The sequence below is a fragment of the Brevundimonas sp. EU05-FHT14B07 genome (genome assembly GCF_058790795.1).
The window spans coordinates 145785-170399 of record NZ_JBYTCZ010000002.1 but is presented as its reverse complement, the minus strand read 5'-3'; the positions used below and the strand labels follow the sequence as shown (position 1 = coordinate 170399).

The 24615-nt window shown below is 66.3% G+C and carries 19 protein-coding genes, 1 tRNA gene and 1 riboswitch; of the genes, 10 read left to right on the top strand and 10 right to left on the bottom strand.

Annotation, left to right across the window (positions count from 1 at the left end):
• Window positions 1–13: 13 nt before the first annotated feature.
• The 4 genes from AC3WRC_RS04875 to metX form a co-directional block, all read right to left on the bottom strand.
• Complete coding sequence (locus AC3WRC_RS04875; RefSeq protein WP_039244738.1) at window positions 14–280, bottom strand: hypothetical protein; 267 nt, start codon at window positions 278–280, stop codon at window positions 14–16.
• A 216-nt stretch (window positions 281–496) separates the two neighbouring features.
• Window positions 497–571, bottom strand: a tRNA-Glu gene (locus AC3WRC_RS04870).
• 52 nt (window positions 572–623) lie between these two features.
• Window positions 624–1805, bottom strand: coding sequence for a cystathionine gamma-synthase (gene metB, locus AC3WRC_RS04865; protein ID WP_153923061.1), 1182 nt, complete (start codon window positions 1803–1805; stop codon window positions 624–626).
• Entirely contained in the window at window positions 1802–2854 is a 1053-nt protein-coding gene (gene metX, locus AC3WRC_RS04860; protein ID WP_492303098.1) for a homoserine O-succinyltransferase MetX, read from the bottom strand. The genes metB and metX overlap by 4 nt, the downstream gene beginning before the upstream one ends.
• Window positions 2855–2929: 75 nt before the next feature.
• A riboswitch (SAM riboswitch) is annotated at window positions 2930–3046 on the bottom strand.
• Between the two features lie 187 nt (window positions 3047–3233).
• Here metX and AC3WRC_RS04855 point away from each other — a divergent pair.
• From AC3WRC_RS04855 to AC3WRC_RS04840, 4 genes are all read left to right on the top strand, one after another.
• Window positions 3234–3374 (top strand): hypothetical protein, encoded by a 141-nt coding sequence (locus tag AC3WRC_RS04855; protein ID WP_354072199.1) that lies wholly within the window; start codon window positions 3234–3236, stop codon window positions 3372–3374.
• 102 nt (window positions 3375–3476) lie between these two features.
• Window positions 3477–5213, top strand: coding sequence for an amino acid kinase family protein (locus AC3WRC_RS04850; RefSeq protein WP_492303097.1), 1737 nt, complete (start codon window positions 3477–3479; stop codon window positions 5211–5213).
• Between the two features lie 4 nt (window positions 5214–5217).
• On the top strand, window positions 5218–6171 hold the full coding sequence (thrB, locus tag AC3WRC_RS04845) for a homoserine kinase (RefSeq protein WP_492303096.1): 954 nt from the start codon (window positions 5218–5220) through the stop codon (window positions 6169–6171).
• Window positions 6172–6264: 93 nt separating this feature from the next.
• The gene (locus AC3WRC_RS04840; RefSeq protein ID WP_492303095.1) at window positions 6265–6579 is read left to right on the top strand and encodes a CsbD family protein; all 315 of its coding nucleotides are present in this window, start codon (window positions 6265–6267) and stop codon (window positions 6577–6579) included.
• 6 nt (window positions 6580–6585) lie between these two features.
• Here the strand turns inward: AC3WRC_RS04840 and thrC are convergent, their stop codons facing one another.
• Window positions 6586–8019, bottom strand: a complete 1434-nt coding sequence (thrC, locus tag AC3WRC_RS04835) for a threonine synthase (RefSeq protein WP_492303094.1) — start codon at window positions 8017–8019, stop codon at window positions 6586–6588.
• A gap of 183 nt (window positions 8020–8202) precedes the next feature.
• Here thrC and AC3WRC_RS04830 point away from each other — a divergent pair, with 183 nt between their 5' ends.
• The 4 genes from AC3WRC_RS04830 (at window position 8203) to AC3WRC_RS04815 (ending at window position 14617) form a co-directional block, all read left to right on the top strand.
• Entirely contained in the window at window positions 8203–9147 is a 945-nt protein-coding gene (locus AC3WRC_RS04830; protein WP_492303093.1) for a retropepsin-like aspartic protease, read from the top strand.
• 172 nt (window positions 9148–9319) lie between these two features.
• Window positions 9320–10564: a Na+/H+ antiporter NhaA gene (nhaA, locus tag AC3WRC_RS04825; protein ID WP_492303092.1), complete on the top strand. Its 1245-nt coding sequence runs from the start codon at window positions 9320–9322 to the stop codon at window positions 10562–10564.
• Between the two features lie 203 nt (window positions 10565–10767).
• Complete coding sequence (locus tag AC3WRC_RS04820; RefSeq protein WP_492303091.1) at window positions 10768–13407, top strand: TonB-dependent receptor; 2640 nt, start codon at window positions 10768–10770, stop codon at window positions 13405–13407.
• Window positions 13408–13633: 226 nt separating this feature from the next.
• Entirely contained in the window at window positions 13634–14617 is a 984-nt protein-coding gene (locus tag AC3WRC_RS04815; RefSeq protein WP_492303090.1) for a sensor histidine kinase, read from the top strand.
• 82 nt (window positions 14618–14699) lie between these two features.
• Here the strand turns inward: AC3WRC_RS04815 and AC3WRC_RS04810 are convergent, their stop codons facing one another.
• Together AC3WRC_RS04810 and AC3WRC_RS04805 are read right to left on the bottom strand one after the other, a co-directional pair.
• On the bottom strand, window positions 14700–17906 hold the full coding sequence (locus tag AC3WRC_RS04810; protein ID WP_492303089.1) for an efflux RND transporter permease subunit: 3207 nt from the start codon (window positions 17904–17906) through the stop codon (window positions 14700–14702).
• Between the two features lie 10 nt (window positions 17907–17916).
• Window positions 17917–19068, bottom strand: coding sequence for an efflux RND transporter periplasmic adaptor subunit (locus AC3WRC_RS04805; protein WP_492303088.1), 1152 nt, complete (start codon window positions 19066–19068; stop codon window positions 17917–17919).
• A gap of 169 nt (window positions 19069–19237) precedes the next feature.
• Here AC3WRC_RS04805 and lepA point away from each other — a divergent pair, with 169 nt between their 5' ends.
• Window positions 19238–21046, top strand: coding sequence for a translation elongation factor 4 (gene lepA / locus AC3WRC_RS04800; RefSeq protein ID WP_055754055.1), 1809 nt, complete (start codon window positions 19238–19240; stop codon window positions 21044–21046).
• 278 nt (window positions 21047–21324) lie between these two features.
• On the opposite strand, the gene AC3WRC_RS04795 is transcribed toward lepA, so the two are convergent.
• Genes AC3WRC_RS04795 through AC3WRC_RS04785 form a run of 3 tightly spaced genes read right to left on the bottom strand, consistent with a single transcriptional unit; the run spans window position 21325 to window position 23668 of the window.
• A complete protein-coding gene (locus tag AC3WRC_RS04795; RefSeq protein WP_492303087.1) occupies window positions 21325–22002 on the bottom strand; it encodes a hypothetical protein in 678 nt (225 codons plus the stop codon).
• A complete protein-coding gene (locus AC3WRC_RS04790) occupies window positions 21983–23329 on the bottom strand; it encodes a DNA methyltransferase (RefSeq protein ID WP_492303086.1) in 1347 nt (448 codons plus the stop codon). Before AC3WRC_RS04790 ends, AC3WRC_RS04795 begins: the two co-directional genes overlap by 20 nt.
• A 9-nt stretch (window positions 23330–23338) precedes the next feature.
• On the bottom strand, window positions 23339–23668 hold the full coding sequence (locus tag AC3WRC_RS04785; RefSeq protein WP_492303085.1) for a DUF1491 family protein: 330 nt from the start codon (window positions 23666–23668) through the stop codon (window positions 23339–23341).
• A 94-nt stretch (window positions 23669–23762) separates the two neighbouring features.
• Here AC3WRC_RS04785 and AC3WRC_RS04780 point away from each other — a divergent pair, with 94 nt between their 5' ends.
• On the top strand, window positions 23763–24584 hold the full coding sequence (locus tag AC3WRC_RS04780) for a hypothetical protein (protein WP_492303084.1): 822 nt from the start codon (window positions 23763–23765) through the stop codon (window positions 24582–24584).
• Window positions 24585–24615 lie beyond the last annotated feature (31 nt).

Sequence of the window (24615 nt, the reverse complement as noted above, 5' to 3'; positions counted from 1 at the left end):
TGTGCGGCGACTGTCAGGGGATCGGCGAGAAACTGCGCTCTTCGCGCAGGGCGCTGGCTTTCCGGACGGCGATCGGTGCGGCATGCAGCCAGTAGTCGGCGTCTTCGAGACGCTGCTCTCTGCGGCGCTCCAAGCCGCGCAGGCGGCGCAGGGCGGCGTTCTGGAGAAGGCGCGCATGCAGGGCGCGGGGCGACAGTTCGGCGATGGCGGGAGAGCCGGGGACGGCGACGGCGTCGGGGCCTTTGGGCTCCACCGCCGGGCGGGCGATGGCGATAAACATGAGGATCTCGGTGCAGGAGGGAGAGGCGCTTCTGCGCCGAGCTAACGATGGGTTAACCACAGTCCCTGTGGATAGTTCCTGACTGCGTCCGAAAAAAGTCCGTGAATCGAAAGACTTACTGCCTGTTTCCGGACAAAATGGTTACCAAAATCTTAATCCGGGGTCGGAGCGTTCGCTCAACGATGTCGGGAAAAGGCGTTGAAAAAGCGCCGCCGGTGGCAGTCCCTAGGGGAGTCGAACCCCTCTTTTCAGGTTGAAAACCTGACGTCCTAACCGATAGACGAAGGGACCGCGGCCGGGGCGGCGCATTTGCCCCGGTTCGGCTCCTCCTGCAAGCAAAAAGTTACGCGGCCGCGGCGGTTGCGGGCACGAGGGCGTCCAGCGCCGGGAACAGGTCGGCGATCAAATCCTCGACATGCTCCAGACCCACCGACAGGCGCACCAGGCCGTCGCCGATGCCGGCCGTCGCGCGCTGTTCCGGCGTCATGGCGGCGTGGGTCATGGTGGCGGGGTGGGCGATCAGGCTTTCGACGCCGCCCAGCGATTCCGCCAGGGTGAAGATCTCCAGCGTCTCGACCAGATCGCGCACGGCGTCCGTACCGCCCTGCAGTTCGAAGCTGAGCATGGCGCCGGGGCCGGCCTGCTGGGCTGCAACCAGGGCGTGGTTGGGGTGGGACTTCAGGCCCGGATAGTGGACAGCCTTGACCGCCGGGTGGGCGGCCAGCTTTTCGGCGATCTTGCCGGCCGTGGCCTGTTGCCGCTCGATGCGCGCGAACAGAGTGCGCACGCCGCGCAGGGTCAGATAGGCGTCGAAGGGCGAGCCGGTCACGCCGGTGCAGTTGGCCCACCAGGCCAGGGTCTGGTGATCCTCGGCGTCGGCCGAGATGACGGCGCCGCCGACCACGTCGGAATGGCCGTTGATGAACTTGGTCGTCGAGTGCACCACGAAGTCGGCGCCCAGCTTGATCGGGTTCTGCAGCGCCGGCGACAGGAAGGTGTTGTCGCACACGACCTTGGCGCCCGCCGCATGGGCGCGGGTGCAGATGTCGGCGACATCGACCAGACGCAGCAGGGGGTTGGACGGGGTCTCGACCAGCACCAGCTTGGGCTTCAGCGCCAACGCGGCCTCGAAGGCGACGGGATCGCCCTGATCGACCAGCAACAGTTCGAAATGCCCTTTGCGGGCGCGGGCGTTCAGCAGGCGACAGGTGCCGCCGTAACAGTCGTGCGGCGCGATCAGCAGGTCGCCCGGCTCCAGCAGGGTCAGCGGCAGGTCAACCGCCGCCATGCCGGTGGCGGTGATGACGCAGCCGGCGCCGCCCTCCAACTCGGTCAGGGTTTCGGCCAGCACGTCGCGGGTCGGATTGCCCGACCGGCTGTAGTCGTACTTCCGCTTCTGATCGAAGCCGGCGAAGGAATAGTTGGACGACAGATAGAGCGGCGGCATGACCGCGCCATGGGCCGTGTCCGTATCCACGCCCGTGCGGGCGGCGATAGTGTGCGGATTGGCGGGACGGGCGGTCATGCTTTGATATCCTTCAGGGCGGCGCGGAGGATGTCGCCGACGAAGGCGTCCTCCTTCAGAAAGGCGTCGTGGCCATACAGGGAGGGCGCCTCGACGAAGCGCCACAGGGTCGGCAACCGCGCGGCCAGTTCGCGGATGTCGTCGATCGGCACCAGACGGTCGGAGGTGAAGCCGATCAGGGTGACGGGGGTCGTGATGGCTTCCGGGGTCACGCTGTGGCGGTCTAGAGAATCGGACATCGACAGCCAGCGGGCTGGGGTGGTGTGGGTCCGGTAGGCTTGGCCCCGCGCCGTCAGATAGTCGCAGACGGGATAGGCGCCGCCGACAGCCGCGGGCGCAGTGGTGTCGAAGCGGTCGTCGAATTCCTCGGCCGTGCGATAGGTGGTCATGGCCAGTTCGCGGGCCAGGGCCACGCCTTCCTCGGGACGGCCGGCGGCGACGGCGAATTGAAGGATGCGGCGCTGGATGCCGCGCCAGGCGGTGGCCTGGGGATGGGCGCGGTGGGCGGCCGACACGATGATCAGCTGCTCGGCCCAGTCGGGGAACAGTTCGGCGAAGGCCAGGCCGACCATGCCGCCATAGGAGCAGCCGACGAAGGCGGCGACGCGCTCGATCTTCAGATGGCTCAGCACCAGGGCCAGCAGGCGGGCCTGATCCTGGGTGGTGATGGTGACGGGCTTGTCCAGGAACTCGGCGCCGGGGACGAAATCGACGGCCAGGACCTGAAGCCGGCTCAGATCGATGGGCCCGCGCACCGATACGGCGCCCGACCACCAGCCCAGGCCGTTGGTTTCCGTCCGGTGGACGAAGCGTCCGGCCGAGATGCCGCCGGCGACCACCACGACGGGGGCGCCGATCCGGCCGTGCAGGCGGCCGACGACATTGGGTTGGTTCAGCTTTTCGCCCGAGGCGAGGCGGAAGTCGGTGGGAATGGGAACGATGACGTCTCGGGCGCCGCCGCGCTCACGCGTCGGTTCGCGGACAGGGGTGATGGCTGTCGCGAGGCGACAGTCGGGGTCTTCGAGCAGGGTGGTTTCGGCCAGTGTCATCGTCGTTCCGCATCGTTCTCGCTCAGCAAGTCTCGATGCGGTGACAGAGCGTGGAGCGTCGTCTCGTCGATGCTCCACTCATCTCTCGCGACCCCGAAGGACCCCGCAGGAGTTGGCACCGTTTCGAGCTGTGAGACCCGATGGTTGCCCCAGCGTCAAAGGGCCTAATCCCTCGGCTGGTCTTGATGAGTGACTTTACGTTGATGATCCGGGCGCCGCCGGTCAAGCGAAAAATTCAACCTCATTGGCGGCATGGGTCGACTCGATGGGGGTGAAAACGCACAATAAGCGCCTTGTCGTGAAAAAATCATCCAATGCGACTTGACAGGGTCAGGGTTGTCCGATCACCCTAGGCTCAGATTTCAACCGGACCTGCCCTGTGCAACAGCGCTCGCTCATCGCCGAAGTTTCGACCGTCGCCGGCATCGCCGCGACGCGTTTCGGCATGACTCTCGGCGGCACGATTATCGGCGGTACCACCGGCACCACCACCATGCCCGAACGGGCGGGACGAGTTTAGCGCGCCGAACCCCGGCAACCGCAGAACCCGAACCCCGCCCGGTCCGCCAGGCGGGGTTTTTCTTTTCACCCCACCCCATCCCGACCTTTCCCGAGAACCCCGATGTCCGCCCAACTCGCCGTCGTAGAAAAATCCGAAAGCCTCGACCCCAGCAGTCAGCCTGCGCCTGAGGTCGTGGTGCTGAAGTTCGGCTCGTCCATCCTGCGCAGCCCGGCCGAGGCGCCGCTGGTCGCCTCGGCCGTCTATGGCTATGTGCGGGCGGGCCGAAAGGTGGTGGCGGTGGTCTCGGCCTTCGGCGGGGCGACGGACCGGCTGCTGGGCGAGGCGAGGGCGCTGGGCCTGGCCCATTCCAACGACCTGCTGCCCGGCTATGTGGCCCTGGGCGAGGAGAAGTCGGCGGCCCTGGTCGCCATCGCCTGCGACCGGATCGGGCTGGACGCCTGCGCCCTGTCGGTGCGGGAGCTAGGCATCGTGGCGGAGGGCGAGCCGGAGCATTCGCGCCCCTGCGGCCTGCGCCCCGACCATCTGAAACAGGCGCTGGATCGCCACGAGGTGGTGGTGGTGCCCGGGTTCGGCGCGGTGCGGCCGGACGGCAAGGTGGCCTTGCTGGGACGCGGCGGATCGGACCTGACGGCGGTGTTCCTCGCGGCCGAGCTGGGGCTGAAGAAGGTGCGGTTGGTCAAGGACGTGGACGGCCTTTACGACCACGACCCCAATGACAAGACGGCCCCGGCCCTGCGCTATCGCCGCGCCTCTTGGGATGTGGCGCGCAAGCTGGGCGGCGCGCTGGTCCAGCATGACGCCATCGACCTGGGCGAAAGCCGCGGGGTCGAGATCGAGGTGGCGGCGCTGGATCGCGCCGACGGCACGGTCATCGGCGACAAGTCGGCGCCGCCCGGCCCCGCGCCCGCCCTGCCGCCGCTGAAGGTCGCGGTCGCCGGATGCGGCGTGGTCGGCGGCGGCGTGCTGGGCAAGCTGCTCGATGATCCTCGCTACGAGGTCGTGGGCGTGCTGGTGCGCAATCCGAGAAAGGCCCGCGACGTGGACTGTCCGGCGTCGTTGTTCACCTTAAACCCGGCGGACCTGTGGGCCAAGAAGCCCGACATCGTTCTGGAGGCCCTGTCGGAAGGCGAGGCGGGCCACGCGGTGATCCGCGCCGCGCTTGAGGCCGGCTGCGATGTCGCCAGCGCCAACAAACAGGCGGTCAGCCGCGATCCGGGCGGGCTGCAAGAACTGGCGAAAGCCAATGGACGGCGCATCTTCTGGTCGGCCTCGGTCGGCGGCGGATCGCCGATGATCGAGACGGTCCGCGCGGCCCGCGCAGCCGGCGAGGTGGTCGGTTTTGAGGCGGTGCTGAACGGCACGGTCAACTTCATGCTGGAGCGGCTGGGCGACGGGGCGGCCTTCAACGAAGCCCTGGCGGACGCCCGCGCGGCGGGCTTTGCGGAGGAGGACCCGTCCTCGGATCTGGAAGGTCTGGATGCGGCGGCCAAGGTGCGGCTGCTGTGCCACGAAGCGTTCGGCCGTTCGCCCGACGGCGACGTGCCGCGCGACCACCTGACCGAAGCGACCTCGGCCGCAGGCGGGGTGCGCCAGATCGGCGCCGCCCATCTGAAGGACGGGGTGATCCGCCCGTCGGTGTCGCTGAACGCCGACCATGGCGATCCGCTGTTCTCGACCCTGCGCGGCGAGGGTAATGCGCTGAAGGTCTACGGCGCCGACGGGCGCGTCTGGCGCTGTCGGGGCCGGGGCGCCGGGCGTTGGGCCACGACCGAGAGCATCATGGCGGATCTGGCCGAGATCGTACGTGCACGACGCGCCGATGCGGGCCTAAACTAAGGCCATGGCCGTCTTCACCCCCGTTTCCATCGCCGACGCCAAGGCGTTCCTGGCCGGCTACGACATCGGCGAGGTGGTCGAACTGACGGCCATCGCCGAGGGGGTGGAGAACACCAACTATCGCCTGGACACGACGCGCGGCCGGTTTGTGCTGACCCTGTTCGAGGGGCGGACGGACGAGGCCTCGCTTCCCTTCTGCCTGGGGCTGACGGCGCATCTGGCGTCGCGCGGTTTTCCTTGCCCGACGCCGATCGAGGACCGGACGGGCGGCTGGCTCGGGCGGCTGAACGGCCGGGCGGCGGCGGTGATCGAATGGAAGACCGGCGCCTGGCTGCGCACGCCGTCATCGGCCGATCAGGCGGCGGCGGGGGCGGTGCTGGCGCGGCTTCATCTGACGGCGGCTGATTTTGATCTGAAACGGGTCAATCCGGTCGGGCCGGCCATGTGGCGTCGGCTGGCCGATCGCTGCGTCGAGGGAGAAGAGCGGGCGTCCGACGCGGATCGCGCGCTGCTGAGACAGGTCCAGGCGACGCTGGCGCGCTTGGGCGATCCCTTTACGGACGACCTGCCGGGCGGGGCGATCCATGCGGACTATTTCCCCGACAATGTGCTGTTCGAGGACGACGCCGTTTCGGCGGTTATCGACTTCTATTTCGGCTGCACCGGCGCCTTTGCCTATGACCTCGCCATCGCCCTGTCGGCCTGGGGTTTCGACGCCGAGGGGCGGGCCATGCCGGACGCGCTGGCGGCGTTCCAGCGCGGCTATGAGTCCGTGCGGCCGCTTAACGCCGCCGAGCGGGAGGCCTTGCCGCGTCTGGGCGAAGCGGCGGCCCTGCGGTTCACCGTGACGCGGCTGCACGATCGCATTTTCCACGATCCCGCCAATCTGGTGACGCCCAAGGATCCGGCGGTCTTCCTGCGTCGGATGGACCACTGGCGCGCGACCGAACCGGCCTGAGGCGCCTGCGCGGCTTCGTCGCTGGAACCGAAAGCTTGGCCGGGATTTTGATGGTGCAACGGCGAAGTCCGCCGCTCCCCGAGGACGAAGATCATGACTGACGAAACCATCAACGGCGCCGCCTCGCAGGCGCAAGGCAAGTTCCAAAAAGGCGTCGGCAAGCTGGTCGGCGACCAGAAGCTGCAGGTCGAAGGCGCCTACAACGACGCCAAGGGTCGTTCGCTTGAAACCTTCGGCAAGGCCATGGACTCGGTCGATCGCCTGGTCGAGAAGATCCCCGTCGACTACCGCGACAAGGCCCGCACCGTCGCCGCCGAGGCGCGCAAGCGTCCGCTGGTCACGACCCTGTCGGTCGCCGGCGTCGGCCTGCTTCTGCTGCGCGCCCTGACCGGCGGCGGTCGTCGCTAAGAGGTTTTAGTGGCGGCCTGAAAAGGCCGCCACGGCGTCACGCGCCGCGTCCATCGTCCCATCGACAATCGTGAACCGCTCGGGCTTGTCGCCCAGGGCGGCGATGACGTTTGCGGGTTCGGGTTCGAAGCCCAGGACGTTCGAGACGAAGTCGCCAAACTTGGACGGATGGGCGGTGGACAGGGCGACGACGGGGCCTTTCGAGCGGTCCTGCCGACGCGCAGCGGCCAGCGCCACGGCCGTGTGCGGGCACACGACGCGGCCCCAGGCCTCATAGGCGTGGGCGATCTCGGCGCGCGTCTCGTCCTCGTCGATGGAGACCGCCGAAACCTGGTCGCGAAGAGCGGTCAGCAGGTCCGGCTCGAAAGCGACGGCGCCGTCGCGGGCGAAGGTTTCGAACACCACGCGCGTCGCCTCGGCGTCGCGGCCCGCCGCCTCGAACACCAGACGCTCGAAGTTGGACGGCGCCTGCACATCCATGGACACGCTGCCGCTTTCGACCGCCGGGCGACGCGAATACAGGCCGTCGTTCAGGGCGCGGGCCAGGGCGTCGTTCTGGTTCACGGCGGCGACGAAACCGTTGGACGGCAGGCCCATCTTCGTCGCGGCGATGCCGGCGAAGGCGTCGCCGAAGTTGCCCGTCGGGACGACAAAGGTCTCGGCCTCGCCCAGCTGGGCCGTGGCGGACACATAGTAGGGAATCTGGCCGGCCAGCCGCGCCCAGTTGATCGAATTCACCGAAGACAGTCGGCCGCGTTCGCGAAGGGCTTCGTCGGCCAGCAGGCCCTTCACCAGACGCTGGCAGTCGTCGAAATCACCGCGTACGGCCAGGTTCAGGACATTGTCGGCCTCGACCGTCGTCATCTGTCTGCGCTGAACCGGCGAGACGCGGTCCAGCGGGTGCAGCACGACCAGATCGACCGATTTGGCGCCGGCGAAGGCGCGCACGGCGGCCGCGCCGGTGTCGCCTGATGTGGCGGTCAGAATGGTCAGACGCTCGCCTGAGGCGGCCAGCGCCTCGTCCGTCAGGCTGGCGACCAGCTGCATCGCCAGATCCTTGAAGGCGGCGGTCGGGCCGTGGAACAGCTCCAGCAAGAACAGGCCTGGCTCCAGTTCGACCAGAGGCGTGACCAGCGGATGGCCGAACCCTGCGGTCAGTCGGTCCAGCGCACGCTCCAGCGCGCCGTCGGGCAGGGCGTCGCCGATGAAGGGGGCAATGGCTTGCAGCGCGATGGACTTGTAGTCGGCCTTTCCAGTCCAGCTGTCGGGCGACAGGCTGGGCCAGGCGGTCGGCATATAAAGGCCGCCGTCAGGCGCGATGCCGCGTAGCAGGGCGTCGGTGAAATCGGTTCCGGGCGATTGGCCTCGGGTCGAGACGTAGCGGGCGCTGGAGGTGCTCATGATGCCGATGGTCGTAGCCAGACGGGGCGGCGGCGTCACCCGCTTTCTAGATGATTTTGTCGGGTTTTGGCGGGTTGTGGCCCGACAATCCACGTCTGGGCGTGGAGGCGGTGGTAGAAGCGCATGTTTTTGCCCCGCCGACAGCAACGTTGTCGGCCATGCGAGATGGGTTGCGACATCGCCCCGCTGGCGCGGATCGCTGCGACGGTCCATGTCAGGAGCATGAGACGACGCGATCTTCTGATCCGGCTGGGGCTGGTCGCCGGCGGGGTGGGCGGGGCCTGGTGGCTGCGCGACCATGTGGTCTGGCGCGGGCCCACGGTCGCCTTCGCGGCGAACGGTTCCAGCGGCTGGCTGCCCTATGCCGAGCCGCGCGCGCCGACTCCGACGGTCGAGGTGACTGTGAACGGACAGCCCGTGCGGGCCCTGATCGATTCCGGGGCGCAGTATTCGGTCATCGACCGGTCGCTGGTCGAGCGGCTAGGCCTGACCAATGTTTTCAACATCCCGATGGTGGCTTACGGCGTCGGCGGCGACGCCCAGGTCGGACGCGGGACGACGCTGGATGTGGCGATCGGCGGCTTGCGGCTGACCGGATTGCGCGCGGCGATTCTTGGCCTGGGGCCGCTGGCTAGCGATCAGGGATTGGGTGCGGCGCTGATCCTGGGTCAGGACGTATTGCGTGAACTGGTGCTGGAGTTGGACACAGCGGAGCATCGGGGCCGGTTCCTGCCGCGCGAGGGCTGGACGCCGTCGTCGTCGCTGAAGCCCGTGCCGGTGACACGGGCCGGCAAGGCGCTGCAGGCGGGCATCACCCTGGAAGGAGCGACGGTCAATGCGGTGATCGATACCGGGGCCTCGGCCGTGCTGGCCGTCACGCGCGAGACGGCCGAGGCCGCCGGCCTGCTGGACGGCCGCGAACGCACGCCGGGTCAAAGCATCGTCCTAGGCGGCACGGTGCGCGCCGAGACCGTCGTCGTGCGCACCCTGACCATCGGCGACGAACTGTATCGTCAGGCGACGGTCGCCATCTATGACGACGTCGCCGTGCCGGGCTTCCCGAAGGCCCTGGTCGGCATGGCCGCGTTCGAGAACCGGCGTCTTGCGCTGGACCTGGGCGGCCCCGGCCTGTTCGTCGAACGGCCGATGGAGATCACGGTCGGCTAAGTCGAAAAGCAGGGAACGGTTGGCTTGGTCGCCCTGATCCTGTATTCTGATCCTAGCCATCAGGTCGCTCCGCGCGGCCAGGCCGGCGCGCCGATTGTGGTTTGCGAATCCGGTCCGACGCCCGTCGATAACCTGGCGTCACGACGAAACTTCCTTTCGCTTGGAGGCCGCCGTGGTGCGCAAATTGACACTCGATTTCCTCAAGACCGAGGCCGCATCCGGCTCGGCTCTGGCGCTGGCCGCCATCGCCGCCGTGGCGGTCGCCAACTCGCCGTGGTCGGCCGACTATTTCGCCTGGCTGAAGAGCTACCACGTCCTGCAGATCGGCCCGATCCGGCTGGAGGAGACGATCTCCGACTGGATCAAGGAAGGTCTGATGGCGATCTTCTTCCTCGTCGTGGGGCTGGAGATCAAATACGAGATCGTGCGCGGCGAACTCAGCGATCCGAAGAAGCTGGCGACGCCGGTGCTGGCCGCGCTTGGCGGCATGGCGGGGCCGGCTGCGGTCTATCTGCTGCTCTCCGGCGCCATCGGGGCGCCGCATGCCGGCTGGCCCATCCCGCTGGCCACCGATATCGCCTTTGCGTTGGCCATCTTCGGCTTCGTGGGCAAGGGGCTGCCGTCGTCGTTGCGGGTCTTCCTGCTGACCCTCGCCATCGTCGACGACCTTGGGGCCATCGCCCTGATCGCCGTGCTGTTCAGCGAAGGTGCGAACTGGACGCCGCTGTTCTGGGCGCTGGGCGCTCTGGCTGTCGGCGCGGTCGCGGCGCATCGTATCCGCATCCCTGCGCCCTTCTGGGTGCTGGGCTTCGCCTTGGTCTGGTATCTGACGGTGCTGTCGGGGCTCAGCACCTCCCTGACCGCCGTGGCCTTCGCCATGATCGTGCCGATCAAGGGCCGGGCCGAAGACGGTCAGAGCCCGCTGAAGGAGGCGATGCACGACCTGCATCCATGGAACGCCTTTTTGGTCCTGCCGCTGTTCGCCTTCGCCAAGGCGGGCGTCTCCTTCGCCGGCCTGTCGATGGAGCAGGCGTTCGCGCCCCTGGTCGTCGCCATCGCCCTGGGCCTGTTCTTTGGCAAGCAGATCGGCGTCATGGGCGCCGCGTGGCTGGCCTCGGCGCTCAGGATCGGCGCGCGGCCGACGGGCGCCAGCTGGCTACAGGTTTACGGCGTCTCCCTGCTGTGCGGGGTCGGTTTCACCATGAGCCTGTTCATCGGCGTTCTGGCCTTCCCCGGTGCGGTCGATTCGCCCGAGCAGGTGGAGGTCAAACTGGGCGTTATCGGCGGCTCGATCCTGTCGGCGATCGCGGCGGCCCTGGTGCTGGGTTTCGCCGGTCGGGCCCGCCAGGTGGATCCCGCCGCCCTGCACCCTGAGGTCGAGCCTCTGGGACCGAAAGACGGGCAAAAACTGACCTAGCGTCAGCGTTTTCTGTCGCTTCCCTGACACACAAAGGCGAATCCGCGGCGAAAAATCGTCGCGGCGAACAACGCTCGCTTGTCGGTCGGCCCGAACCGCGCTTAGCCTGTCCCTAACGAATGATCCCCCACGTAGGGGACGTCGAGGGAACAGGAAACGCTGCGATCGCCACTGGCGTCGCGGCTTCAGCCGGGAGGACGCCGATGCGCCGCAATCTTCAACTCAGGACCACTGTGTCCGCCGCCGTCATGGGCGCCGCTGTCATGGGATTCGCCGGCGTCGCCGCCGCGCAGGAAGCCCCGGCGACCGTCGACGACATCATCGTCACCGCCCAGAAGCGTGAGCAGAGCCTGCAGGACGTGCCGATCGTGGTCACGACCCTGTCGCAGGAGTTGCTGGACGGCGCCGGCGTGCAGGACATCAAGGATCTGCAGATCCTGACGCCGGGCATGACCGTCACCTCGACCCAGTCGGAAGCCTCCACCACCGTGCGCATCCGCGGCGCCGGCACCGTCGGCGACAACCCCGGCCTGGAAAGCTCGGTCGGCGTAGTGATCGACGGCGTCTATCGCTCGCGCAACTCGGTCGGCTTCGGCGACCTGGGCGAACTGAGCCGCATCGAGGTCCTGAAGGGCCCGCAAGGCACCCTGTTCGGCAAGAACACCTCGGCCGGCGTCATCAACATCATCACCGAGCGCCCCTCGTTCGATCCCTCGATCGCGGGCGAACTGACCGGCGGCAACTTCGGCGCCATCGGCGGTTCGGTTTCCGTCACCGGCGGCCTGACCGACCAGATCGCCGGCCGCCTGTTCGTCGCTCACAGAGAGCGTGACGGCTTCTACGACGTCAACAACGGCGACGGACCCAACACCCGCAAGGACGACCAGACCCAGGACTACTGGACCACACGTGGTCAACTGCTGATCCTGCCCAGCGACGACGTCTCGGTGCGCCTGATCGCCGACTACACCAAGCGCGAGGAATACTGCTGCGTCGCCGTGCAGACGCGTGTCGGCCCGACCCAGGCCTTCATCGCCGCCCTGACGGCGCCGAACGGCCCCGGACAGACGCCGCCGAACGCGACGTTCGGCACGGTGCCCTTCTCTCGCCTGGCCTATTCCAACCGCGAGACGCCGCAAGAGATCGAGGACATGGGTCTGTCGGCGGAAGCGACCATCGACTTCCCCAGCATCAACGCCACCCTGACGTCGCAGACCTCGTGGCGCGACTGGTCGTTCCAGCAAGGGATGGACCTGGACTACACCGGCGCCGACATCCTGTACCGCGCCAACGACGGCTCGAACGGCTACGGCGTCGACAACCTGACGCAAGAGTTCCGCCTAGCCGGCACCTCGGACAAGCTGGACTGGCTGGTCGGTCTGTTCGCCACCAAGGAAGGCGTCTATCGCGACGACAGCTATGTCTATGGCTCGGACTACAACGCCTTCGCCTCCCTGCTGCTGACGGCCTCGCTGCCGGCGGCCGTGGGCGGCCCCAGCCCCTCGCGCCTGGGCTGCTTCACCAATCCGAACGGCTTCCTGGTCGGCACCGCAGGCGCCGCTGCCGGTCAGCCGCTGTGCGTCATCGGCGCGGTGCCGCCCAGCGCCGCCGCCCCGACCTTCGGCGTCGGCAAGGCCTATGAAGACCACTATTCCCAGAAGTCGGAATCGGTCGCCGTCTTCACCAACAACACCTACCGGGTGACCGAGGCCTTCGATATCAACCTGGGTCTGCGCTACACCTACGACAGCAAGCGTCTGTTTGGCATCCAGGATAACCTGGGCACCAACGGAGCGGCCTGCGGCGGCGCCCTGGCCAACCAGAACCCGGCCAACCGCACTGTCTCGCCGATCCCCGGCACCGCCAACGTCGCGACGCCGGCCGCTGCGCTCGGTCTGCTGTGCCTGCCCTGGTCCAACCCGCAATATGACGGTCGTCGGATCCAGGAGAAGTTCAGCGACACCGACATCTCGGGCACGATCAAGGCGTCCTACCGCTTCAACCCGTCGATCATGGTCTATGGTTCGTATGCGCGCGGCTATAAGGGCGCGGGCTACAATATGGACCGGGTGCAGACGGGCGTGACGCCGGACGCCTCGCTGTTCTTCAAGGCAGAGACCGTCGACAGCTATGAGGCGGGCGTCAAGACGACCCTGTTCGACCGCACCATGCTGCTGAACGTCACCTACTTCGATCAGAAGTTCGAGAACTTCCAGCTGAACACCTTCCTGGGCACCGCCTTCGTGGTGGAATCGATCCCGGAACTGACCTCGCGCGGCGTCGACGCCGACATGGTCTGGTTCACCCCGGTCGAGGGCCTGAGCTTCCAGGGCGGCGTGACCTACACCGACGCCAAATATGGCCAGTTCGGCGCCGCCGATCTGTCCAGCCCCGGCCGCTTCCCGCAGCTGTCGCTGCTGCCGGGTGCGCGTGCATCCTTCGCTCCTGAATGGTCGCTGACCGGCGCCCTGGCTTTCGACCGCGAACTGGGCGGCGGCCTGCGTGGCGGCTTCAACCTGTCGGCCAAATATTCGACCGAATACAACACCGGCTCGGACCTGCTGCCGTACAAGAACCAGGACGCCTTCACCGTCGTCAACGGCCGGGTCTCGATCGGTTCGGCCGACGAGCGCTGGACGCTGGAGGTCTGGGGCCAGAACCTGCTGGAAGAAGAATACACCCAGGTCGGCTTCGCCGCGCCGCTGCAAGGCACGGCCTTCGCCAACACCACGACGCCGCAAGCGAACGGCACCTACTACAACCAGGCCACCGACACGGCGACCTACAACGCCTATCTCGGCGCCCCGCGCACCTACGGCGTGACGCTGAAGGTCAAATACTGATCGCCAGCCCTCAAGGCTGACCGACGAAGGGCCGACCGGGCGACCGGTCGGCCCTTTTTCTTTGCAATCAGGCCTGACGGCGGGCGCGACCCGGCGCTGTCGAGACGGGGACCCGGCCTAAGTTTCGGCCGATCAACAGATTTCAGTCGTCGAAGTGTTCTGGACGCGGACGTTAGACTGCCCGATACAGCGTTTTATCGACGCCCTGCGTCCACCGAGGAAGCAAATGCGTCACCAGACGTTTCGTCATCCGGCCTGGCGTGGCTATGCCTTGGCCGTCGTCGCCTGGCTGATCGCCTTCGGGCTGCGTTATGGCCTGGCCCACTGGTTTCCGCCGGGCTTTCCCTATCTGACCTTTTTTCCAGCCGTGGTGTTGGTCGCCTACTATGCGGGCCTGCGTCCGGCCGTTCTGACGGCGACCCTGTCGGGCCTGTCGGCGTGGTGGTTCTGGATCGGCCCGCCGGGCTTCGACCTGGGCGTCGCCACCCTCGTCGCCATCGGATTCTACGCCTTCGTCGTCGCTGTCGACATCTTCTTCATCGTTGGAATGGACAAGGCGTCGGCCAGGTTGGCGCGCGAGGTCGAGCGCAACGCCGCCCTGGCGGAAAGCCGCGACATCCTACTCCGGGAAGTGCAGCACCGGGTGTCGAACAACATCCAGATGGTCAGCGCCCTGCTGAAGCTGGAGGCGCGCACCACCATCGATCCGGGCGCGAAAAAGGCCCTGACCGACGCCTCGGCCCGCACCGGTCTGGTCGCCCGCATCCAGCGCAGTCTGGCCGACGCCGATCAGAAGAAGACGGCCTTTCACGATGTGGCCCGATCGATCGTCGATGATGCGCTGACGGCGGCCGCGCGTGATGACGTGGTCGTCTCCATCTCCGGCGGCGATGTGATGCTGTCGGCCGAAGAGGCCACGCCCGTGGTGCTGATCATGCTGGAATGCGTCAACAACGCCTTGGAGCATGGATTTCCCGATCGGCCCGGCCGGATCACGATCGACCTGTGCGACGACGGCGCGGTGCGCACCCTGACCATCGCCGACGACGGCGTGGGCGTCGCCGAGGATACGGGCGCCGAACCGACCAGCCTTGGACTGCGAATCATTACGGCGCTGGCCCGCCAGCTTGGCGGAGAATGGTCGCTGCGGCCCTCATCGCCCGGTGCGATCGCCCGCCTGTCCTGGCCCAGCGCGCCCGTCGCGCTTTAGCGCCGACCCCACGTCGCACTGCCAAGAGAAAGGCCCGGTCGGATCGCTCCGCCGGGCCTTGGTCGTTTCAGTCGTGGGCGGATCAGGCCGGGCGATCTTCCGTCGCCGCCGGCTCCTCGTGCCCGTGCTGGCCGTGGAACATCTTGTCCAGTCGGCCTTCCAGGCGGCGCTTGACCCCGTCGATCAGGCTGAACACCACCGGCACGAACAGCAGCGACAGGGCGGTCGAGGTAATCAGCCCCCCGATGACCGCGATGGCCATGGGCGAGCGGAAGGCGGTGCCTTCGCCGAACGCCGCCGCGATCGGCAGCATCCCCAGCCCCATCGCCATGGTTGTCATGATGATCGGCCGCGCCCGCTTGTGGGCGGCGTCCATCAGGGCGTCGTGTCGGCCCATCCCCTTCTCCATCGCCATGATGGCGTAGTCGACCAGCAGGATGGAGTTCTTCGCCGCGATCCCGGTCAGCATGATGATGCCGATCAAGGCCGGCATGGACAGCGACTTGCCCGTCACCAGCAGCAGGAAGAAGGCGCCGCCGAACGACACCGGAAGCGCCGCCAGGATGGTGATCGGGTGGAAGAAGCTTTTGAACAGCAGGACCAGCACGACATACATCAGCAGAATGCCGGTCACGATGGCGAAGGCGAAGCCCATGCCCAGTTCCTGGAAGCTTTCGGCGTCGCCCGACGGCTTCTGGCTGACGCCCTGCGGCAGGGACTTGATGGCGGGCAGGGCGTTCACCGCCTGCGTGCCTTGGCTCAGGGTCAGGCCGGTCAGTTCGGCGGTGATGTTGGCCACGCGCAGTCGGTCTAGACGATTGATCTGGTTGGGGCCTGCGCCGAAGGTGATGTCCGCCACCGCCGACAGGGGCACCGTCGCGCCCGATGCCGTGGGCACCTGAAGGTTCTCCAGCACGCCCAGATCCGAGCGCGCCTGTTCCGTCAGCATGACCCGGATCGGCACCTGACGGTCGCCCAGGTTGAACTTGGGCAACAGTTGATCGGCGTCGCCCAGGGTGGCGACGCGCGCCACCTGGCTGATGTCCTGGGTCGACACCCCTTGCAGGGCGGCGACATCGGCGCGCGGCGTGACCAGGATTTCCGGCCGCACGAGCGAGGCCGAGGACACCACATTGGACAGGCCGGGAATGCTGCGCATCTCGCGCTCGACCTTGGCGGCCGCGGGTTCAAGCACGTTCGCTTCGTCCCCGACCAGGGCGATGGTCAGAAGGCTGGACCCGCCGCCGCCGCCCGAGGCGCCGAACTGAATCCGCGCGCCGGGGATCTGGCGCAGCACCGGTCCCATGTCGCGCTCGAATTCCTGCTGGCTCAGCTTGCGATCCCAGCGCCCGACCAGATTGACGGTCAGGTTCGCGCTGCGCACCTCGCCGGCCGATCCACCGCCGCCGGGGCCGAAGCTGGTCGTCGCCGAACCGACGGACGAATAGACCGACGCCACCTCGGGCCGTTTCATCAGTTCGCGGTTGATGCGCTGCACGGCGGAATCCGTCTCCGCCAGGGTCGCGCCCGGCGGCAACTGCACCGTCACGGTTGAGCGCGAGATGTCTTCGACCGGAATGAACTCGCCGGGCAGCTTCGTCGCCATGAAGATCGACAGGAAGAAGAACAGGATCCCCATGCCCAGCACCCACAGCCGGTGATCGAACATCCGGTCTGCGACCTTGCGGCGGAACCAGCTGGCGCGCGGATGGTGGTCGGCGCGGCGCTTGCGCCAGTCGTCGCCCAGCGCCCAGTTCAGGGCCTTCAGATAGGGCCCCATCCAGAAGGGCTCCTTATGCTCCTTGCCCTGATCGCGCTTCAGCAAATAGGCGCCCATCAGGGGCGTCAGGGTTCGCGCCACGAGCAGCGAAAACAGAACGCTGACGCAGGTGGCGATGGCGAAGCTCTTGAAGAACTGACCCACGACGCCGGGCATGAAGCCGGTGGGGGCGAACACCGCAATCAGGGTCGCCGTCGTCGCCATGACCGCCAAGCCGATTTCGTCGGCCGCCTCGATGGCGGCGGGGTAGGGGGCCTTGCCGTCGCGGATGTGGCGGACGATGTTCTCGATCTCCACGATGGCGTCGTCCACGAGGATACCGATGGTCAGCGACAGGGCCAGCAGCGTCACCACGTTCAGCGACTGGTTCGTCAGGTCCATCACCCAGAAGGTCGGGATCAGCGACAGCGGCATGGCCACCGCCGCGATCAGGGTCGCGCGCCAATCCCGCAGGAAGATAAAGACGACCGCGATCGCCAGCAGGGCGCCCAGCACCAGGGTCTCGACAGAGGCGTGGAAGTTGTTGACGACGTCCTCGGTGGTGTTGGCCACCTCCTCGATGGCGACGTCGCCGCGTTCCTGGTCCAGCTTCTCGATCTCGGCCTTGACGCGGTCATAGACGTCCACCTCGGACGAGCCGATGGCGCGCGAGACGCCAAAGCCGACGACTTCCTGACCGTTGAAGCGGGCGCGGCCGCGCGGCTCGGACCATTCGTCGGTGATCTGGCCCAGGTCGCCCAGCCGCACGCTGCGGCTGCCGATGGGGATCAGGGTCTCGCGCAGTTGTTCGACCGACTTGGCCGAACCGACGGTGCGGATGGCCTGTTCCTCGCCCGCGATCTCGCCGCGGCCGCCCGGCAGGTTGATGTTGGAGGCGCGCAGCTGGTTCGAAACCTGGGCCGCCGTCACGCCCGAGGCGGCGAGCCGCGCGGGGTCCAGCTTGATGCGGATTTCACGGCTGACGCCGCCGTCACGGCTGATCTGGCTGACGCCGCGCACCGACAGCAGGCGTTTGGCCACGGTGTTGTCGACGAACCAGCTCAGCTCCTCGGGGCTCATGCCCGGGGCCCGCACCACATAGTTGGCGAAGGGGATGGCGGTGAATTCGATGCGCTGGACGATCGGTTCCTGCACGTCGGCGGGCAGGTTCTGTCGGATGCCGCTGACGGCGTTGCGCACGTCGTTGGTGACCTTCTCCAGGTTCACGCCTAGCTGGAACTCGATCGAGGTGGTCGACACCCCCTCGTTGACGACCGAGGTGATGTGCTTGACCGAGCCCAGGCCCGCCACCGCATCCTCGACCAGGCGGGTGACCTGCGTCTCCATCTCGGTCGGGGCGGCGCCGGCCTGGACAACGGTCACGGCGACGACCGGCAGATCCACATCGGGGAAGTTGTTTGTCCTGAGCTTGAAATAGCTCATCGTCCCCGCGATCGTCAGGACGACGAACAGCAGGACGATGGGAATCGGGTTCCTGATCGACCAGGACGAGATGTTCTGAAAGCCCATCGGTCCGATCCTAGCGAACGGCTGCAGCGGCGGGGGCAGGGGCGGCGGGCGTCGCCGGCTGGGGCGCCGCCGTGGCCGGGGCCACCGTCACATGGTCGCCTTCGCCCAGGAAGCCTGCGCCCTGGACCACGACGCGCTGACCGGCCTGGACTCCCGTGACCGCGACGCGGTCGCCGCTGCGAACCCCGGTCGTGACCGGGACGAAGCGGACGACATCGCCCTGGCCCACGACATAGACGCCGGCCTTGGCCTCGCGATAGACGACCGCCGAGGACGGCACGACCAGGGCGGGCTGATCGCCGACGGCGATCTCGGCGCGGGCGAACATGCCGGGGCGCAGCTGGGCGCCGGGCGCCAGGGATATGCGGGCCAGGCCCAGGCGGGTCTGCGCATTGACCTCGGGCGTGACGATGCGGACCGAGCCGGTGGTCTGGCCTGCCTCGCTGGAGGCCACGATCGCGGACTGACCGGCGCGGACCAGCGACAGTTCGGTTTCCGGCACCTGGGCGTCCAGTTCCAGCCGGCCGTCGCGCACCATGCGGAACAGTTCGGTCCCGGCGGCGATGATCTGGCCCTTGGTGACGCTGCGGCTGATGATCAGGCCGCTGACGGGCGCGCGGATGGTCGCCTGTGACAACTGGGTCTGGGTCTGGCTGAGGGCCGCGCGGGCGGCGGCCAGATTGGCGTTCGAGCTGCGTTGATTGGCCAAGGCCGTGTCCAGCGACGCCTGGCTGAGGAAGCCGCGTTCCTTCAGCTGCTGCGCGCGATCAAGCGCCGCGTTGTCGCGCGCCACATTGGCCTCGGCCAGTTGCACCTGGGCCTGCTGCTGGCGCAGCTGGGCGCGCAGCAAGACGTCGTTCATCTGCACCAGCGGCTGGCCCTGACGCACGTAGGAGCCCTCGTCAACATAGACGGCGACGGCGGTCAGGCCGCCGGTCTCGGCCGCCACCGGCACCTCTTCCCAGGCGGAGACGGAGCCCGAGGCGCTGACCGTGCGGGCCAGATTGATCTGGGTCACGGTCGCGGCGGTCACGGTCTGGCGCGCGCCGGCCGCCTCCTTGCCGTCGGCCTTCTTGTTGTCTCCGCCGCCGCAGCCGGCCAGCAGCAGGACGGCCAGAACGGCCGCACCGGCCAGAAGTGTGGGTCGGGTCGTCTGGAGCACGGAAAAACGTCCTTGAAGAGCGATCAGGCGATGGCTGTTTCCCTTATAGCGTCCAAGGGCCGCGCTCAAAGACAAACGCCATCATTGCCAAGCTGTAATACGCGGTCGTGCTGGCTGCGGATTGTGCCGCGTCTGGTCCCCGGCGCCCGCGCGTGATAGGGGCGCGCGGATGACGACTCCCCCGATCTCGAACATTCGCAACTTCAGCGTGGTCGCGCACATCGACCATGGCAAGTCGACCCTGTCCGACCGCCTAATCCAGCACACCGGCGGCCTGACCGCGCGCGAGATGTCCGAGCAGGTGCTCGACAATATGGAGATCGAGAAGGAACGGGGCATCACCATCAAGGCCCAGACCGTTCGTCTGACCTATCGGGCCAAGGACGGGCAGGACTATATCCTGAACCTGATGGACACGCCGGGCCACGTGGACTTCGCCTATGAGGTCAGCCGCTCCCTGGCCGCCTGCGAAGGCTCGCTGCTGGTCGTGGACGCCTCGCAAGGCGTCGAGGCCCAGACCCTGGCCAATGTCTATCAGGCCATCGACAACAACCACGAGATCGTGCCGGTCCTGAACAAGGTCGATCTGCCGGCCGCCGAGCCAGATCGCGTGCGCGCCCAGATCGAGGACGTGATCGGCATCGACGCCTCCGAAGCGGTCCTGGCCAGCGCCAAGTCCGGCATCGGCATCGAGGAGGTGCTGGAGGCCATCGTCACCAAGCTGCCGGCGCCCAAGGGCGATGTGAATGCGCCGCTGAAGGCCATGCTGGTCGACGCCTGGTACGACCCTTACCTCGGCGTCGTCGTGCTGGTGCGCGTCTTCGACGGCGTGCTGAAGACCGGCATGCGGGTCAAGATGATGCGCAACGGCTCGACCCACCTGATCGACCGTGTCGGCGTCTTCCTGCCCAAGAACACGCCGGTCGATCAGCTGGGCCCCGGCGAAGTCGGCTTCATCACCGCCCAGATCAAGGAAGTCGCCCATGCCGCCGTCGGCGACACCATCACCGATGAGAAGAAGCCGACCGCCGAGCCGCTGAAGGGGTTCAAGGAAGTCCAGTCGGTCGTCTTCTGCGGCCTGTTCCCGGTGGACGCCGCCGACTTCGAGGACCTGCGCGCCGCGATCGGCAAGCTGCGCCTGAACGACGCCTCCTTCACCTATGAGATGGAAAGCTCGGCGGCGCTGGGCTTCGGCTTCCGCTGCGGCTTCCTGGGTTTGCTGCACCTGGAGATCATTCAGGAGCGTCTGAGCCGCGAGTTCAACCTCGACCTGATCGCCACGGCGCCGTCCGTCGTCTACAAGATCGGCCTGCGCGACGGCTCCGAAATGGACCTGCACAACCCGGCCGACTTGCCCGACGTGATGCAGATCGAGACGATCGCCGAGCCCTGGATCAAGGCCACCATCCTGACCCCCGACGAATATCTGGGCGGCGTCATCAAGCTGTGCCAGGACCGTCGCGGCCAGCAGATCGAACTGTCCTACGTCGGCAACCGCGCCATGGTGGTCTATGAGCTGCCGCTGAACGAGGTGGTGTTCGACTTCTACGACCGGCTGAAGTCGATCTCGAAGGGCTATGCCTCGTTCGACTACGAGATCACCGAATACAAGGTCGGCGACCTGGTGAAGATGTCCATCCTGGTCAACGCCGAGCCGGTCGACGCCCTGTCCATGCTGGTCCACCGCGCCCGCGCCGAGACGCGCGGCCGGGGCATGGTCGAGAAGATGAAGGAACTGATCCCGCCCCACCTGTTCCAGATCCCGATCCAGGCGGCCATCGGCGGCAAGATCATCGCCCGCGAGACCGTGCGCGCGCTCCGCAAGGACGTGACCTCGAAATGCTACGGCGGCGACGCCACCCGCAAGAAGAAGCTGCTGGAAAAGCAGAAGGCCGGCAAGAAGCGCATGCGCCAGTTCGGCAAGGTCGAAATCCCGCAGGAAGCCTTCATCGCCGCCCTGAAGATGGACGAGGATTGAGTTTTTCGCTACCCTAGGGCGATGAATATCATCCTAGACGCGAATGAACTTGATCGTCTCTTTGACCCGGCAGGAACGAGAGGGCAGGGTGGATTCCAGTCGCTACTCGGATCACTTCAAGCTCGGACCGACCGTGCGACTGGTGCCCTTAAGCTGACGGATGACGATATGGAGCGTATTTCCCGATATGCTTTTGATTATGGAAACGGTGGTTGGGAAGATCGCCTCAAAGTCATCTTTGAGCGCACGCTTGGCGCCAACTTGTCAGGTTAGAAGCCCTAGAGTTTTCCCCTCAGCAGCATTAGCCGATCATCGTAGAGGCGGCGGTTGTCAGAGTTGAATTCGTATTTTACATCACACAATAGTTCGGTGGCGTCCACCAGCTTGAAAGCGAGCGGTGTATAGGCATACAGTTTTGTTGTCGCTTCTGCTATTTGTTCTTCCAGCATCTCGTATGAGAGCACGAGATGGCGAGCGTCGTGCGAGACCTTGAAGCTCTCCGAAGGAGATAAATAAAACGAGCGCATAGAAGAGATCGCTGTTTTTGCGCTGTAGGTTTTGCATTCAATATAGGTCGGACGGTCATGACGATCAAAAACCAGGATGTCTGGATAGCCGACTCCCTTGGTTAAGCCGTTGCGGGCAGCAGGAGGGGTCACGCGAAAACCTTGTGCGAGGAGCGCCTTCTTCACGAAAGCTTCGATATCATTACCAACCTCGTTGGGCCGAGGTCTAACGATAGGGTCGCGCCGCACAGACGCAGCCGCGTCGCGGATTGCGATATCAAGATGAGCCAATAACTCCACATCCTCGGGTAAGGTGTGGTCGATAGGGATCACTTCGCAGTCTGCCAATGCCCTGACAATTACACGAAGAGGCACTCCCCTAACGCGCTTGAGCATTTGTTCAAAAACGGCTTCAAGGTCTGCAGAAGGATTATTGGATGGTGGTTTCATTCCTTCGACAAACCACGATTCGGTTCGTGTTCGTCCCCGCAACGTTGTTGCCGACGCCCCAGCAGTTGGCCGTCTTGGTGAACTCCTGCACGTTCACAACGACGGCTAGCGGTTCGAACGGCAGGCCGATGATGGCGTCTAGAACCACCTTTTCCAGTTGCACCTTGCCGTTGCGGACCTCGCCGACCTCGAACGCCACATGACCGCCTGGACGGACGACGCGGCCCAGTTCAGTGAAGGTCGAGCGCACGAAGGCTTGCCAATCCTCGACCTTTTTATGCATGGCGATTTCGACGCCGGACATGTCGAGATCAGCAAACCAGCAGCGCAGCCAGTTGTCCTGAGCATATTGGACGACATCCAAGAAAGGCGGCGACGTGACCACCAGATCAACCGACGCCGTTGCGATGTCTGGGGTGATGTCGCTGGACCCGGTGCACAATTGACTATTGTCGGCGCGGAAAGGGGCATCGCCCAGTAGCGAACGCGACTTCTTCAGGATTATAGCCGGAACTGACCGAACCGGCGGCGTTTGATCTCGCTTAGTGTTGATTTTCGCTTGCGCGTCGATCGAGACAGCTTGGTTTGGCGGCAAGGTATAGACTGAAAAGAATCCAGGCGAATGTCCCGTCAGCCGGTTGATCGCCACCATTCTAATCCAGTCGTCGACGGTGTCGAATGTGCCGGCCGACTGGCGCTCGGCGAACCAGTGGCGCAGGGCGTGTATCTGATTCAACGTCTCGGGATGATAGAAAACCTTAAGGTCCTCGCGCACTGGCCCATCCCAACTCCAGTCGATTTGTCGAAGTCTACGTTCGACATCAATGTCCGATGGCGCATGTAGGCGCGGCCGAACGAGCATGGTGCTGAGCGGATTGACGTCGTTGCCAACGGGCCGCCTTCCTCGGATTGCTGCTTCTACGGGAGTGGTGCCACGCCCCATGAATGGGTCGTATACTCGGTCGCCAGGTTGAGTCAGGCGGTCAATGAAAAACGCAGGTAACTGAGGTTTGAAGCAAGCGCGGTAGCTGACTTCATGAATTCTATGTGCCTGTCTTTGACGAGCGGTCCAGAACTCGTTGTAAAGAAACGGTGTCCCGTTCCAATCTTCAACAACAGTTGGCGCGCCGTTGAAAGTGAATGCTTTGAGCTGATCAATCAGGTTGTGCCCGACTGTGTCTTCGAGCGGGGCGTCGGACCAGAAATCCGTTTGGAGAGCCAGTGCTGTTCGCATACTGTTTCCTAGCGCGAGTCCATTTCGGAAGACAATGTAGCCATAGTGAACAAAACAGAAACGCGCAATAGTGGTGAAGGAAATTTGTTTCAACCTGAGGCTTTATCCCTGCACTGTCTCCGTGATGAAGTGCCGGCCTTGGCGGTCCTCGACCTCGACCACCCACAGGTCCGGGTCATAGCCCCGCTGGCGGGAGATATAGGCGTCCAGTTCGCTTTCGCTGTCGGAGGTGACGGGCTGGATCCACAGGCGGTCGCCGTCGGTTCCGAAGGCTTCGGTGAACAGGCGGGCGGTGCGGGTGGAGGTGTCGTAGGCCTTGACGATGACCGAGCCGGCGCGGGCGTCGCCCTTCTTGACCACGGTCGCATAGGCGCCCTCGATCTGGGCGCGGCGGATCAGGGCGCTGACCCACAGGTCGCTGGAAAGAAGCAATTCGCTAACCCTGCTCGAACACGGAACCCCAACCCTGGCGCGCTAGGGTCGGGGCATGAGGATAGGCCTTTCCCCCCGGCAAGCCAGAGGTTTCGTGTCGGCCGCGCTGATCGCCGCGGCGCCCGTCGTGGCCTTCGCCGCGCCGCAGGACCGCTTCTATGAGCGCAGCTTCGTGCTGGCCGCCAACGACCGCTGCGGCCTGTTCGAGCCGCAACTGACCGCCGCCCTGACGGCCGCGGCCTATCAGGCGCGGGGCGCGGCCCTGCGGGCGGGATCCAACGACCGGCAGCTGGCCGAGACGGCGCAGCGGGCGCGGGCGCGGGCGAACACGACGCCGTGCGGCTCGACGGATCTGAAGACGGTTCAGGGCCGGGTCCAGACCGCCTTTTCCGGCTGGTCGCGCACGACGCGGATGGAGTTTCCCGGTGATCGCCGGAAGTGGAGCGCGGATCGCGCCGCCTATGCGCGCCCGACCTGGCGGTTGATGCAGGCGACCGTGACCGGCGCCTCGCCCGTGCGGTTCGGCGTAGTGGGCGGCATGGACCGGCCCGATCAACTGGCCGCCGTCGTGTCCTGGCAGGGGCGCTCGCGGCCGACCGGGGTGCGGGTGGTGATGCGCGACCACACGGTGGCGCCGCGTCCGTGGCTGGCGCACGACCTGCCGCCGGTCGCCCAGCGCCGCGCCTTCTGGGCCGCCGGGGTCACCAGCGCCGATACGATGCTGCTGCCCGAAGGCCGCCCGGCCGGTCAGGCCTGGCTGTTCCCCGCCGCCGCCGCTGACGCCCTGTCGGCGCTGGACCCGCGCGAGGTCTTCACCGTCGAGTTCCTGTTCCGCGACGGCAGCATCGCCCGCTCCACCTTCGAGGCCGGCGACTTCGCGGCGGGCCGCGCTTTCCTCGCGATGGGGCAGGTTTAGGGCGGGCGGTTATCTCCCATAACGGTCGATC